Source organism: Paenibacillus sp. TY11, from assembly GCF_059772165.1.
This window is the reverse complement of record NZ_JCBAIQ010000005.1, coordinates 159,009-172,535: the sequence shown is the minus strand read 5'-3', so window position 1 is coordinate 172,535 and position 13,527 is coordinate 159,009. Positions and strand designations below refer to the sequence as shown.

The 13,527-nt window shown below is 51.0% G+C and carries 15 protein-coding genes; 1 reads left to right on the top strand and 14 read right to left on the bottom strand.

Features of this window, described 5'->3' with window-relative positions; genetic code table 11:
* Positions 1-151 precede the first annotated feature (151 nt).
* Positions 152-529 (top strand): hypothetical protein, encoded by a 378-nt coding sequence (locus AC6EJC_RS07130; protein ID WP_444953350.1) that lies wholly within the window; start codon positions 152-154, stop codon positions 527-529.
* Here the strand turns inward: AC6EJC_RS07130 and AC6EJC_RS07125 are convergent.
* The 14 genes from AC6EJC_RS07125 to AC6EJC_RS07060 form a co-directional block, all read right to left on the bottom strand.
* On the bottom strand, positions 526-1,725 hold the full coding sequence (locus AC6EJC_RS07125) for a glycosyltransferase (RefSeq protein ID WP_444953349.1): 1,200 nt from the start codon (positions 1,723-1,725) through the stop codon (positions 526-528). The genes AC6EJC_RS07130 and AC6EJC_RS07125 overlap by 4 nt on opposite strands.
* Before the next feature lie 28 nt (positions 1,726-1,753).
* Positions 1,754-2,470: a glycosyltransferase gene (locus tag AC6EJC_RS07120; RefSeq protein ID WP_444953348.1), complete on the bottom strand. Its 717-nt coding sequence runs from the start codon at positions 2,468-2,470 to the stop codon at positions 1,754-1,756.
* Entirely contained in the window at positions 2,467-3,465 is a 999-nt protein-coding gene (locus AC6EJC_RS07115; protein ID WP_444953347.1) for an NAD-dependent epimerase/dehydratase family protein, read from the bottom strand. The genes AC6EJC_RS07120 and AC6EJC_RS07115 overlap by 4 nt, the downstream gene beginning before the upstream one ends.
* Entirely contained in the window at positions 3,426-4,280 is an 855-nt protein-coding gene (locus tag AC6EJC_RS07110) for a dTDP-4-dehydrorhamnose reductase family protein (protein WP_444953346.1), read from the bottom strand. The genes AC6EJC_RS07115 and AC6EJC_RS07110 overlap by 40 nt, the downstream gene beginning before the upstream one ends.
* Positions 4,277-5,263 carry a polysaccharide biosynthesis protein gene (locus tag AC6EJC_RS07105; RefSeq protein ID WP_444953345.1) on the bottom strand — a complete coding sequence of 329 codons (987 nt, stop codon included), beginning with the start codon at positions 5,261-5,263 and terminating at the stop codon, positions 4,277-4,279. Before AC6EJC_RS07105 ends, AC6EJC_RS07110 begins: the two co-directional genes overlap by 4 nt.
* The gene (wecB, locus tag AC6EJC_RS07100; RefSeq protein WP_444953344.1) at positions 5,256-6,347 is read right to left on the bottom strand and encodes a non-hydrolyzing UDP-N-acetylglucosamine 2-epimerase; all 1,092 of its coding nucleotides are present in this window, start codon (positions 6,345-6,347) and stop codon (positions 5,256-5,258) included. Before wecB ends, AC6EJC_RS07105 begins: the two co-directional genes overlap by 8 nt.
* A gap of 121 nt (positions 6,348-6,468) precedes the next feature.
* Entirely contained in the window at positions 6,469-8,127 is a 1,659-nt protein-coding gene (locus AC6EJC_RS07095) for a glycosyltransferase (protein WP_444953343.1), read from the bottom strand.
* Positions 8,128-8,187: 60 nt separating this feature from the next.
* Complete coding sequence (locus AC6EJC_RS07090; RefSeq protein WP_444953342.1) at positions 8,188-9,321, bottom strand: CgeB family protein; 1,134 nt, start codon at positions 9,319-9,321, stop codon at positions 8,188-8,190.
* 33 nt (positions 9,322-9,354) lie between these two features.
* Positions 9,355-10,446, bottom strand: a complete 1,092-nt coding sequence (locus tag AC6EJC_RS07085; protein WP_444953341.1) for a CgeB family protein — start codon at positions 10,444-10,446, stop codon at positions 9,355-9,357.
* Between the two features lie 181 nt (positions 10,447-10,627).
* A complete protein-coding gene (locus tag AC6EJC_RS07080) occupies positions 10,628-10,987 on the bottom strand; it encodes a FliH/SctL family protein (RefSeq protein ID WP_444953340.1) in 360 nt (119 codons plus the stop codon).
* A complete protein-coding gene (locus AC6EJC_RS07075) occupies positions 10,935-11,285 on the bottom strand; it encodes a hypothetical protein (RefSeq protein ID WP_444953339.1) in 351 nt (116 codons plus the stop codon). Before AC6EJC_RS07075 ends, AC6EJC_RS07080 begins: the two co-directional genes overlap by 53 nt.
* Complete coding sequence (locus tag AC6EJC_RS07070) at positions 11,285-11,614, bottom strand: alpha-helical endospore appendage domain-containing protein (RefSeq protein WP_444953338.1); 330 nt, start codon at positions 11,612-11,614, stop codon at positions 11,285-11,287. Before AC6EJC_RS07070 ends, AC6EJC_RS07075 begins: the two co-directional genes overlap by 1 nt.
* A 29-nt stretch (positions 11,615-11,643) precedes the next feature.
* Positions 11,644-11,931, bottom strand: coding sequence for a nucleoside-diphosphate sugar epimerase (locus AC6EJC_RS07065; RefSeq protein ID WP_444953337.1), 288 nt, complete (start codon positions 11,929-11,931; stop codon positions 11,644-11,646).
* Between the two features lie 116 nt (positions 11,932-12,047).
* Entirely contained in the window at positions 12,048-13,508 is a 1,461-nt protein-coding gene (locus AC6EJC_RS07060) for a glycosyltransferase family 2 protein (protein WP_444953336.1), read from the bottom strand.
* Between the last annotated feature and the right edge of the window lie 19 nt (positions 13,509-13,527).

Sequence of the window (13,527 nt, the reverse complement as noted above, 5' to 3'; positions counted from 1 at the left end):
AAATGAATATATCCAAAGTGTTTCTATTAAAATGTACCTTTTTCGGCATACCTTACCGACAAGCATACAAGCTTTCTTTTCAATAGATTCATAGTATAGAAGCATCCCTTCAGGGGTTTTCCAATATTCTGTTTTTGAGAGGATGGTTCGATTGGCTTTTACAACCGGCTATATGACCAACACCAGAGATTTTGGTACAGCCTGCTCCAATGTTGTTGTGAATGTGGTCAATGAGGATACGGTGAACGCAGCAACCGTGACGGTACAAATTTTTTTCTCGCTCGTACCGGATACCAAGATCCCCTTGTACGTGACATCGATTAACGTACCTGCAAACTCCATTGCCCGACGTACCTTCTTTATACAAGGGGTACTTGCCTATGAGGTTCAATACAACGTAGTCTCCGCTGTACCTTCCAATGTTGTGCTTTCGAACTTTGGTTTGGACCAGTTTGGTAATGTTGTACAGGAGCATCGTGTTCTTCAGTCGGAGCTGACCACAATTCCGGCGCTGTCTCCTGTCAGCTAAAAACAGCCCTGCTCCAGGGCCTGATGCAATCTGTGCGTGTAATATACGTAATTCCATTCCGGCGGTACCGACTGCACTCCTAGACCGCTGCCGATGTTTGAATGATCATCTGTATAGTAGGAAAAGGCATGTGTATCCTGTTGTGGACGCAGCAAATCCGTCAGATATAGCAAATCGGTCACGGCAATATAAGGTTTGACACCAAAGCATACAACAAAGCGGGTCGTCGTTTCACCAATGGCCTGAATCAGTGCTTCCTTGATAGAATAATGCGGCCTCGGCGTTACCATTAGCCGAGGATCAGGCATCATCGACAGGAAAGAGGCAGCCCTCTGTTCCGGCGTTAAATCCAGCAAACGTACCACAGAGTTGCTGTAGTGCTGCTCCAGCAGGTTATCCAGCAACGGCTCAGCTTGAGTCATGTCCATGACAGGCATTAAAATGGTCATCTCAAGCGGGATCCCCCGGCGCGCTCTCGCCTCATGCTTGGCGATTTGAAATGCGTGCCGCCAGCGTCGATGTTCCATTTGGCTGTGCAAGCTGGCCGATACACTAAAAGCAGAATTCACCCGGTAATCCATCAGGATCTCCGGGATGAATTTCATGCTGCACGTCTCGGTCAGCCGCAGCCAATAATCATAATCCTCCACAGGTTGTAGCCGATAACTCCCAATCTGACGGGCATATTGGCTTTTGTACATAAATGAAACCCCAACAATGCTGGCGTTCAGCAATTCGTGATCCGGCTGACTTTGGTAACGGATCAACGCTTGTTGATGCTGCTCGTCGTACAACGGGTTACCCGCAGCGTCAATCTGGCGGAAGGTGGAGAATACAAGCCCGAGCGAATCTGGCCCCTGCTCCAGCTCCCACCGTAATCGTTCGATAAAGGATGAATTATAAACATTGTCGCTGGATACCCAGGTCACATACGTGATCGCCGGATCTTTAAACAACTCGTCGAATCCCCGGTTAAGAGCATGGGATACTCCTTTGTTCTGAGGGAGTGTAACCAACTGAACGCGCGGGTCCCCCATTGCTGCGTTGAGCGCCGGCCCTACCATTTCCGGCGCTCCGTCAATAACAATGATAAAGCGAAATGCCCTGTAGCTCTGGGCTAGTACGGATGAGATCGCAGCTTGTAGATAACCGATATCCTGTTTGTACAGCGGCATAACAATCCCCGTATCTACCATATCAATCCCCCCTGACAAACTTCCGGCTTCATGAGGATAAACCGCTCAACAGCTGACTGAAGCGATCTTGATAACGTGCTTGGGTTATGTTGTACTCCCGTTCAACAGCGGGCCAATGTTTTTTGGTTCCCATTTCATCATGCCAGCGGTAGTTAACCAAGGATTCGTTCAGAAAAGGAAATGGATATCCCGCCAGCATCACTCTGTACCACATATCCAGATCATGTGTGTACGGCAGCAGTTCATCGAACAAACCGATATGTGTGAACAGTTCCTTTTTAAACATAACCGTGCATCCATTGACCGGATTTCCCTGCTGGAAAAAGCGGTAAAACTCCGCCATAGACGGGAATACTGCCGCTGCCTGGTAGCTTGTGATTTGGCTGTATTGATTGATGAAATTGAAATTGGTGTGGGAGATGTACGCTCCATTTTCCACCATAAAAGAAACCTGATTATTAATTTTGTCTGTATGGTAGGTATCATCGGAGCTGAGCCACGCAATGTATTCGCCGCTGGCATGCCGGATACCGTGATTCAGTGCGCTGGCTGTTCCGCCATTGGATTTGCCCAAATAATGTATATATGGACGATAGGGCTGAAGCATTTCGACATGTGTCGTGGACCCGTCATCGACGACAATAATCTCAAGGGGCCCATAAGTCTGCTCCAATGCACTTTGCAAAGCCTGGTCCACGTATGCACAGTTATAAAAGGGAATGACGATCGTTACTTTCGGTCTCATATCGTTCCTTCCTTTCCAGCTCGGCGGTATTGAATCATATCCTCCAGAGATTGCCCCAGCTGTATGGTCGGCTTCCAGCCCATGTCCTCCAGCTCCTTTGCCCGATATGCCTCGGTGGACGCTGGCTCTGCCACATCCCCCCATTGTATGGGAATAGATATTTTCGCCAGCGCAACCATACGTTCCACGATATTGCCCAGTTCCACAATGCGGCCTGTGCAGACCGAGTAAACCCGGCCTGGCACCCCCTGTTCCAATAGCACACCATAGGCGCGTACAGCATCGCGAACGTCGAGAAAATCACGTTGCGCATGTCGGGAAGATACCCGGAACGGGGCAGCTTCAGTTGCGGACTGCCCTTTCATGCATTCCGTCCGAACGATATACCCCGCGAGTAATGCACAAAAGCCGGTGGATGGACCCGGGCCGATCAAGTTGCAAGGCTCTGCCATCATGACGGATTGTTCGAACAGTGCGCCCCACGAGAGCGCGACTGCCTCTTGAAGGCTTTTGCTAAGGCTGTACGGATGCGTTGGATGATACGGAGCCTGCAAAGCCGTCTTTAGCCGAGAACCTGCCACGACAATTCGTGCTTTGGGGAAAGGGCGCAATACATCCAGCAGATACAGGGTGGATAGTACATTGGATTCCATGTACAGCAATGGACTCTGCCAGGATTCAGGTACCGAATTTTTACCGCCCAGGTGAAGTACATAATCCGGAGCAATCTGGCGAATCACCTCGCCTAGACGTTTCTTGTCGAGCAAGTCGCACACATAAGGCGTAATACAGCCACGGGTGTCCACATCCGGGCTGAGGTTCTCATCATCGCGAGCCAGTAAGGTCAGTTCTGAGACGGAAGCGGCAGTGCGAGTCAGCGCCGCTACCTCCCAACCGAGCTTTGCAAAATGGCGACAGGCATGCATCCCGGTATAGCCCGCCGCTCCGGTAATTACTATGACTGGACGACGTTGTTCCGCTGTGCTTCTGTCCATTCCAGCAGCTCCTTCAGCATGATGCTGTAGTGAGGAACATCGTAGAGCAGATCGGCCCGGGTAGAACGAAGCGTCCGGTCCTGCACCGGCTCATCTTTCGGCACGATCCGAATATCCTCTCTCTTCCAGATGTCTTTGAACAGCAGCAGCAAATCATGCTTGCTGATCGGTTCAGGGTGAACCAGATGAATGAGTCCGTCCAGCGGCTCATTCATCAGCACCTGTATCGCTTTCGCTAATTCCAGTGTCGTGACCCCGTTCCAAAAGACACGGCGATATCCGTCAACGTCTCCGCTTTGCTGCAAGAACCAGTGCAGCAGACCAATGCCTCCCGGCCGAATCTCCGGCCCGATAATGGAGGTACGGATGGTCAGATGCCCTGTCGCCTTTACTTCTCCGAGTATTTTCGTCAAAGCATAGGCACTTGTCCCATCCGGTTGATCCGTCTCCTTATATAAACCAGGTACCCGCTTTCCTTCGAATACGCAATCCGTGCTGATATGAATGAATCGGGCACCGATACTGTCCGCCGTCCGCCGGAGAAGATGCGGCAGCAATCCATTGATTTGGTATGCTGCAATCTGATCCTCCCCGGCATGCTGATTCAGTACGCCTACCGCGTTAATAATTACGTCTGGCCGTACACTCCGTACCAGCTGCTCCACCATAAAGCTATCCTTTACATCCAGCAGCAGACCGCCATTATTTTCAGGATCACGGGTGGTGTAGAACACGTTATACCCGCTCTGGTTTTGGAAATAATCAACCAGAACATGGCCTGCCATGCCGTTACCACCCAAAATAAGCAGCTTCATTTGATGAACCCCCCGCTCTGGAGAATGCTTCGAATCTCCTCTTTCGACATCAGATTGAACTCTGAACTAAAGCTGCTGAACGACACCGGAGGGCACTGATTATAGCGGTCCTTTAATTGAGGAATGTTCAGTGTTGGGAGAATGACCAAATATTGCTCGTCATATACAACCGTCGTCAGGCTTTCAAAGTCACTCATCAAAATCTCATGAATTTTCTCGCCGGGACGGACACCCTTTTCTACAATTTCTACGTTTTCCACGCCCGAGTCCTCAATGAGCACCTCAGCCAAATCCAGAATACGGCAGGTTGGCATGGTCATGATAAAAATTTCCCCACCCACACTTTCCACGGAGGCTTTGAACAGGAGACTGATCGCATCACGCAGGGTCAGGAAAAAGCGAGTCATGTTCATATCTGTGATAGAAACCTTGCCCTTTTGGCGAATCTGGCTTTGGAACAGATGCACCACGCTTCCGTTTGTGCCCAAAACATTACCGCCGCGCACCGTCACAAAACGTGTATCGCTATTCAGCAGATTGGCGTAAACAATCAGTTTTTCTCCAATCGCTTTCGTCATGCCGTAAAAATTGGACGGATTCGCGGCCTTGTCAGTCGATATATAAATGACTTTCTTTACCTGATTAGCGACAGCAGCCTCGATCACATTTTGGGTGCCTACGACATTGGTTTTGAGTGCCTCATAGGGCTGATCCTCACAGACAGGCACGTGCTTGAGAGCCGCCAAATGAAACACATAGTCCACACCCTGACAAGCGGTAGTCAGCGCTTCCTTATCCCGAATATCTCCAATACAGAAGCTGAGTCGTTCATCCTCAAACTGCCTGTTCATTGCAACCTGACTCGATTCTCCGCGTGAAAAGATAATGACCTCTTTGGGGTTACGCGGCAGTAACTGGGTAACCAGCTCATGTCCCCAGGAGCCGGTACCGCCGGTAACCAAGATACGTTGGTTTTCAAACATGCCGTTTCCCTCCAAGCAGAAATTTAACTACCTTATCCGACACATCTTCCGCCAGATAACCTGTGGGACATTGCCACTTGTGGGTCATCCCGGTCATTAAGGCTACCGCGTTCGCTATAACCTCGCCATCAAGACCAGATACGATATTGCTTCCGCAATCTACCGTTTCCGGCCGTTCGGTCGTCCGGCGCATCGTGACCGTCGGCACCCCCATGACACAGCATTCTTCCTGTACGGTACCGCTGTCCGTCAAAGCGCAGCGCGCATGCCGCTCCAGCAGAACGAAGTCAAAAAAACCGAACGGTTCGTGAAATTCCACCAGCGGATCCAGCTGGATCGGCGGGTGGCTTGCGATCCGGGCGGCGGTGCGGGGATGAATACTGCAAATGACCCGCTGCCCGAACTGCTGGGCTACCCGGTTAAGACCATCCAAAATAGCCAGCAAATGCGGCGGATGGTCGACATTTTCAGCTCTGTGGGCAGTGACCAGGAAATATTCCCCAGGCGACAGTCCCAACTTTTTCAAAATTCCACTGCCGGATACCTCTTTCTCATAGTGCTGCATCACTTCGTAGATCGGATTTCCAGTCAGTATAATTCGTTGGCTCGGAAAACCTTCGCGCAGTAGGTGCTGCTTGCTTTGCTCCGTATAAGGCATATTAATGGTAGAAATCGCATCAATGACGCGCCGATTCTTTTCCTCCGGCACATCCAGATCATAACAGCGGTTCCCCGCCTCCATATGCACGACGGGGTAACCCATACGTTCCGCAAGCAAGGCACATAAGGCGCTGTTCGTATCACCGAGCAACAGCACATGATCAGGGCGTTCCTTGTTTAAAATGTCCTCCATCTGCGAGTACATGGCAGACAGCTGTTTACCCAGTGTCCCCGCTTTCTCCTGAAGTACATAATCCGGGGCACGCAGTCCCAGTTCACGGAAGAATTGCCCGCTCAGGCTTTCCGTGTAGTTTTGGCCCGTATGCACAAGCACATGCTCATCTGCATGGCGGTCCAGCTTCGGAATAATCAGGCTGAGCCGTATAATCTCCGGTCTTGTGCCGAGCACGGTTAATATTTTCATGGTTTTGGAACCCACCTTTGCTGTCGTTGTTTCATTAAACTATGGAGTTCAATGAATGATAGCCATCCAGCAGACTGGCTGTGCTCCAGCTTAGCGTTCATCTCAACGGTCCGGTGTACGTTCACCCGGACCGTTGTCTTGTATGCTGTCCAGCCTTGAGCGTGACTCGCTTCTGCTTGCGCGCGTGTTGTCGCCGTGACTGGTTCTTGATTTTCCGCTTAAGCTTCTGTCTGGACTTGGATCTCGGATAAAGTCCCGGCGACATCGGGAACCTGTGAATTTTCTTGCGACGGCTCCTGCTACTTCTCTTAGACCTGTGATTACGCAGTCTGGTATGCTTCCGGCCCTTCGGCCATCTCGCCCGAATACTACGCTTGCTGCGGGGCAATTCGGATTGTGACTCAGGTAAAGGGGGAGCTGGTTGTGGCAGACCCTGAATGGCTGCATATTCGATTGGCGGCAGACCCAGCACAGGCAGTTGACAAACCACCGATTCGGGAAATTCTCGAATGGTGCTGGTATAAGCCTCCGGTATATCGGTGACCTGACGCAGCCCTTCGCCTTCCCTCATCCATACAGGTCCACCTGGCTGCTGAATCAGCGGGAACCAATGCGGATGATAATATAGCCATTGACTGACCATAACGTGCAGACTGCTTCGGTAGGAATCAGGTCCGTATACACGCGTAGCCGCACTGTTGTTACGCACACCAATTCGTTCCACTTCTTCGGGATGATCGAGCAGATAACCCACTTTTTGCGCCAGCATGTCGCTGTTTCCCGGCTCTACCAAAAAATCTGTATTTCCGGTCGCCTCCATCAATTCCACCAGTCCGCCCTGCGCAAAGGCTACCACGGGCTTGCCGTAAACCAGACCCTCCAGGGCCGTCATACCAAAGCCTTCCTCCACCATACTGGGGATCACAACAATATCCATTGCGCTATAGGCAGTTGACACGGATTCCTCGAATGAATTGAACTGGAAGCGGCGGCTATAAGGGGATTGGCGGATTAAAGAGACACATTTTAAGTAATATTCCGAGTCCACCGAGCTGCCGATGATCCAGAAACGACACCGCGAATTGGTTTCACACAGCTTTAGAGCCATTTGGACAAAAGGCAACAGCCCTTTGGCTTCGTAGATAAAGGAAGAAATATAACCAATGCAAATATGAAAATCCCGCAGTCCAAGCTTTTCACGTTTCTTTTTTCGTTCCAGCGCATGCTCTTTGGGAGGTGGCATATCCATATCCCGGCAAGGAGACAACACCGTATGCGGACGTGTTAGTCCCCCGCCATGCAAAGGGCGCATAACGGCTTGCGAAATGCCGATGACCCATTGGCTATAACGCTCAATGATGGAAACAGAGACTGGCGTATGCTCATTCTGGTTAATGACCTCGGTTATTTTCCAGATCACCGGAATATTAAGCTCCTGGGCAGCTATTGCAGGCATAACGTTCACACAGGTATTGACCAGCACCACATCAGGCCGAGCTTGCCGGAGCATCTGGAGCAACGGTCCATACGCGACATGGTTCCGCAAATTCTCCGCATCCTGCGCCAATCCCTCATACGGGGTGTACATGCCATGCAGCATGAACAGGTTCTGAATATGAACAGTGATCCCACGCTTGCGGGCCATTGAGGTTAGCCGTCCTTCACCAGGCGTTACCAAAATGCAATCGAAGTACGTACGAATATCTAAACAAAATTGCAGTAGCAGCTTCTCCGCTCCCGTAATACTGCGGACGTTGCTGACATGGCTGAATAGCATCATTTTCGGCTTGATCGGAGTTCACCTCCTTTAAAATAGCAACCATCGGACGTGTGAATCGCATTATGGAGATATGATCGACAGCAGTTGGTCAATTCGGTGACCATACGTGTGCTCCCGCAAGGTTCGTTCCAGAGCACGCAGGGCAATCTCACGGCGCTCCTTTTCATGCGTCAAATAAAACTCAATCTTCTCCAGCAGTTCCTGCTGAGAGCTGTAAGTCTCAATCTCTTCCCCCGGCTTATAAAAACGTGCCAGATCATCCCTTGTATCCGTCAGTTGCAACGTGCCGCTGGCAGAAATTTCGAATGTGCGCGGATTCGGCGAAGCCCCCGGAATTTTCAGCATGTTGTTGTTCACCGAATCATCCTGATGCGAACGATGAAGATTAATTACGATTTTGCTGCCGTTATACGAATCATTCGTCTCGACCGGAGACATCCAGCGGCCCAGCTCAATTTTGTCACCATACGACTGATAATCCGGGAGACGATCCCACCAGATACCGTTGATTTTAATGTTACGTGCCATGAGCTGCGGCATAATCGGATTGAAGAAATAGATGCGATTCCAGTAGGCTGAACCTGTAAATCCAATCTCACGTCTTACTGAAGCGGGCGAGCTAAGCGGGAAATAGTGAGTCAAAAATGCCCCAAAGGGCAAATAGTGCACAGACGAGCAACCCAACTGACGGTACAGTTCCATGCAATTCATTTCCAGCGTGAACACATAATCATAATTCGTAACAATTTTGGTCGTCGTGTCGGTGTAATAAGGATCGTCCGTTAACCAGATGGCGGTGGGAATGCCCAACTGGCGTACCGCAGTAACCTGCTCCAGCGGAAGATCCATTCCATCCAGTGCCAGCATCAGGTTCGGACGGAGCTGAGCGGCAATATCTCCTATCGGCTGGCGCGGGTCTGTTACGGTAACCTGAGCCGTCATGCTTTGCAACGTGGTAATGACCGCCTCATCCAGCGGAGAATACGGAAGGCCTTTGCCCGAGACGACATACAGTACATGGATTTGTCGAAAAGGGAAAACTGCTTTCGTTCGGGCAACAATCGCGTTAGCACGTCCGCGCAGATATCCTTCGTCGTATCCGTCATGGACTCCCGCAGCTCTCCCCTTTTCCCAGGAGGCTGCCGCCGCCTGGTGAACAGCCGGGTCATACGGTCCTGTCGTAGATATCGTCATCACTTTCACTCCTCACTGTTTTTGGTGTTAACTTTAGGCCATCGCCTTGTCCAGCAATTCTTCCATACGATTCGAGTACATATGCTTTTGCATGGTCGTGTGCAGTGCGCGCCAAGCCATGCGTTCGCGTTCCCAGTCATGCTTGAGATAGTAGTCCAGCTTAACTTTCAGTTCCTCTGCTCCCGAGAAGGTTTCAATGTCATAGCCTGGTCGGTAATAACGGTTCAGATCCTTCCGAACATCCGTCATTTGAAGTGTGCCGCAAGCAGAAATTTCGTATGTCCGAGGATTGATGGACTCCGCTGAAAGCTGATGTGTATTCCGGTTATCCAGTCCGGGGTCTGTCGGGCGGTGCATATTGATGACAATTTTGGAGCCGTTATAGTATTGAGCGGTCTCCTCCGGCTCCATAAAACCCGGACGGATAAAGCGTTCCAGCACATCCCGTCGGGTCAGCCGATCCCAGTGCCCACCTACGATCAGCACTCTTTTGTCCGCCAAGAAGGGAGCGAGGTGGTCAAACAGCTTCACACGGTTCCAGAAGGCATTTCCAATGAAGCAAATATCATGCTGATGCTCCCGCTCTACCCGCCGGGGATAAAAGATACGGGCTGACGCAGCAAGCGGCAAATAGTGTACCCTCGTTACTCCCCGATCGCGATAAAACGACAGGCAAGAAATTTCGTGCGTAAATACGACATCGTAGGATTGACAGATCAACGCCGTATCCTCCGTAAAGTAAGGATCATCTACAAACCATATGGCCGTCCGAATGCCTAGGGCTCGTATTTGTTGCACCTGCTCCAGATGATCCGCCGGAAAAACATGCAGTCCGTTCATGACCAGCACGAGATCTGGACGGTGAGCCTCGGCGTCAGCCAGCATTGTGGCAGGAGTACCGATGGCGTATGAGCTGCATATTTGGCTTAATGCCTCTTGCACCCCTGTGTCTATAGCTGCGAAACCTTGCGGAATATACAACACTTTTAAATGGCGAACAGCAGGCTGTATGGCCACGACCTGTGACAGAGCAGCCGTGCAACCACCCATTCTGCGTCCTTCCCGATAGCCGCATCGGTATGCTTCGCGTTCATTTCCACTTCGTTGATCGTTCACATCCTTCACCCTGTCCTGTTGTAGGATAAACTTCTGTCACTCCTAAACTATATGCGGAGGGGTCAAACGCATCATGGACGACTGCCACTGCCCGGACAAAATTGGCGTTTGCCCGTCCAACTGCCGAACCGCAAATAACCCCGAAGCTGTTAGCTTCGGGGGATGAGCAGTAATAGATAATTTGCACAGTTTACTGAGCCTTGTAAGCGACCTGGTGGCCATCTTCATAACCTTTGGCAAAGCCTGAATTGAAACCCTCGTTGTAAGCTGCATCATAACCTTGCTGAAATGCCTGCGGATCATGCTCCAATGCAACAGGCTCTGGCTGTGGATTCTCCGTAAAAGGGGCTGCCTCCGGGATAGCTTGAGGTTTTTTCCGCCGCCGCAGATGAGGATGTCTTCTACGTGCAGAATGAAGTCCCCTTTTACGGCGTTTTAGAGCAAGCAGACGTCTTCTTCTCCGTTTTAATCTGCGAATGCTGGAACGCCGGGCATCCTTACGTCTTTTGCGGGCTTTGTCCCGAGTGGTGCGTTCCCACCTTGTACTCATTTTCATTCCTCCTTTGCTTTCTCGTAATGGTTTCATTTTTCTGAACAGGGACATGGAGCCACGGCTTAGTCGGTTTCCCGTATACCTGCCGTCTTAATGGAATACCCGCCAACATTTGCGTGATTTCTCCCTGGTAGTTGCTGAGTATACGAATGGTCTCTTCCAGACGGGTAGCCGACATATCCGCATGGGGCGTCAAGTCCGCAAGACTGGTCAGCATCCGGGCAACGGCTTGCTGGCTGGCAGCAATAGACTCCATTATATCCAGCTTGATCTCACGTTCACGCCTCATGCTCATTAGTTCATATCTCCCGAGCCCATTCCTCCCATCATCCCTTCCATTCCGCCACCCTGCTCATCCTGATCCAGTAATGCTTTAAGATTGCTGCAAAGTCCAGTCTGAAGCCGAGTTAGTCCCTCCAACATTTCCACCATCTGCTCGTGAACTTCCAAAGGCCGTCCCAGCTGCTCTTCATCGGTATCAAATGCGTTGGGCTCCAGATGGTTCAGCGCCCAATTACGCATCTTTTCCGCTTCGACCGCCTTGGCTTCCAGGATCATGGACACGTTCCGTTGCATTTTGGAAGCTGCATCCAGCATATGAATCATTGCTTTTTCCCTACTCATGTGTTCACTCCCTACCCTCGGTTGATACGTTACTCCTCTTCTGGGTATGCCGTCTCTTTCACGACACGAACGAGCATTTCAGCCATTGCTTCCTGAAGATCGGCAATACCGTTCAAGTAGGCAACAATGCTTTTGTTTACTTGTCCCGAGCTTTCCAGAATGCCCGGAATTCCGTCAAAACGTGGCTCCTCATCCGGCAGTTCATTAATGATCTGCGCCATACGCACGACCACCTGCCGTTCCGCATCCAGCAGCCTTGACATTTGCTGCTGCGAATGCGAAATATGAATTAGCAAATCATCTACCTCGTTATGCATAAGCCCCTCCTTTATGTGCTCCGCCTTGCGGAACCCACGAATACTACGGGCTTTCCGCTACTACAGCGTATGCCGCAGCGAGTAGTCGGTTCCGCCTAAAAGCGCCTATTCGATCATTACAGATGCCCTTGCAGCATCGGTGGAGCAATAATAGGCCGCTGCTCCACCAAAGCCGACAAATCTCCAGGGGACAAAAACTGAATTCGGTAGTCCTCCGCCCGCCAGCTCATCGCAGCGTAGAGGGTAAGGAACGGCCTTTTCCAGCCGTTCCCGATTTGATACAGTTGCTCGCCTTCAGCATACAGTACCTCGATCCATCGTTTGCGTTGAGCCGGGATATTAAGTGTGGGCAGCATGGACATGTTCTCCAGCTCAGGAGCCGCCAGCACAGGAATGGATTCCTCTGGCGCCACAGCTACAGATGCGTCAATGCCACCGGAAACCGTGGCCTCCGGCTTTCCTACCAAGGGAAGCGCCAATAAATCAAGCTGAGACACTCTAACGGGGCGCACGTATTCACCTCCCGCAGCACTGACCCCATGCAGCAACCGCCTACTTCCCGGCTCTAACCGAAATATTGCACCGGACGGTCCCTGAACAAGCGCTCCAACGGGATAAAAGCTTGCCACTGATACGTGTGTTTCCTTACTTGGTGATACCTGGCCGTCCGGCTCTGCTGTACTGAGTTTCAAGCTCTGGAACAGCTTATCCGCGTCCCCCCACTTTTGGACAAAAAAGGATCGGTTCCGGCTGCTTTCCTCCATTGAACCGCTTTTTTCGGCCGTTTGAGGAAAACCATAAACCGTATCCCGATCACTTTCTTCATAATGGATAAAAGCATCTCCGGCAATTGCCATACATTTCCCCAGCAAGCGCACACGCAGCAGCCAATCTGCATGGGCTTCCTGACTACTGTGGCAGCCTTCGTCCCAGTATCCCGTCTTTTCCAAAGTTTCTCTGCGCAGTAGTAAACAAAATCCGCCCAGGCTTTCGGTCTCCCGCCATGCATCCGGGTTGGAGATATTATAGGTCATGGCAAATTGACGTGCTCCATTTTCGTCCATATAAGGAACCTCAACCTGCTGTTCTCCGAATGGACCATTCGTTACAGGCCCGACAACACCAATACGCGGATCGCTGTATAAACACTCCAGCAACCGATCCAGCCAGCCGGAGGTCACCATGGAATTTTGATCCAGTACCGCTATAGTCGTGCCTTTTGCCATCATCAGCCCCTGATTCAGACTGCCTATCATATGAACATCCTTTTTTAACAGCGCATAACGCACAGCGATGCTTTTACGGAGCAAATAGGTGGGTGTCCCGTCCGTCGAGCCGCAGTCCACCACAATAATTTCGTGAGGATGGCTCGTATTCTCCTCAATACGGTGAATACATGCACGGAGTTGTTGAAGCTGATTGCAGGACGGAATGATAATACTTACGCCTTCAAAAACCTTGCCGAACGAAGCCTGACCCAACCTGCTGCCTTGCTCCTGGCCCCTTTTATATCCTGACCAATAGCCTTTCTTTCCGAGCCGCTTGCTGTGTTTCCTTTGTATACTCAGGCGTTTCATGCCGTTCACTCCTCCGGGT

Bases quoted from the DNA above. Each gene is read 5' to 3' on its own strand.
- AC6EJC_RS07125 (WP_444953349.1), bottom strand. From the start codon at position 1,725: ATGGTAGATACGGGGATTGTTATGCCGCTGTACAAACAGGATATCGGT.
- AC6EJC_RS07120 (WP_444953348.1), bottom strand. From the start codon at position 2,470: ATGAGACCGAAAGTAACGATCGTCATTCCCTTTTATAACTGTGCATAC.
- AC6EJC_RS07115 (WP_444953347.1), bottom strand. From the start codon at position 3,465: ATGGACAGAAGCACAGCGGAACAACGTCGTCCAGTCATAGTAATTACC.
- AC6EJC_RS07110 (WP_444953346.1), bottom strand. From the start codon at position 4,280: ATGAAGCTGCTTATTTTGGGTGGTAACGGCATGGCAGGCCATGTTCTG.
- AC6EJC_RS07105 (WP_444953345.1), bottom strand. From the start codon at position 5,263: ATGTTTGAAAACCAACGTATCTTGGTTACCGGCGGTACCGGCTCCTGG.
- wecB (WP_444953344.1), bottom strand. From the start codon at position 6,347: ATGAAAATATTAACCGTGCTCGGCACAAGACCGGAGATTATACGGCTC.
- AC6EJC_RS07095 (WP_444953343.1), bottom strand. From the start codon at position 8,127: ATGATGCTATTCAGCCATGTCAGCAACGTCCGCAGTATTACGGGAGCG.
- AC6EJC_RS07090 (WP_444953342.1), bottom strand. From the start codon at position 9,321: ATGACGATATCTACGACAGGACCGTATGACCCGGCTGTTCACCAGGCG.
- AC6EJC_RS07080 (WP_444953340.1), bottom strand. From the start codon at position 10,987: ATGAGTACAAGGTGGGAACGCACCACTCGGGACAAAGCCCGCAAAAGA.
- AC6EJC_RS07075 (WP_444953339.1), bottom strand. From the start codon at position 11,285: ATGAGCATGAGGCGTGAACGTGAGATCAAGCTGGATATAATGGAGTCT.
- AC6EJC_RS07070 (WP_444953338.1), bottom strand. From the start codon at position 11,614: ATGAGTAGGGAAAAAGCAATGATTCATATGCTGGATGCAGCTTCCAAA.
- AC6EJC_RS07065 (WP_444953337.1), bottom strand. From the start codon at position 11,931: ATGCATAACGAGGTAGATGATTTGCTAATTCATATTTCGCATTCGCAG.
- AC6EJC_RS07060 (WP_444953336.1), bottom strand. From the start codon at position 13,508: ATGAAACGCCTGAGTATACAAAGGAAACACAGCAAGCGGCTCGGAAAG.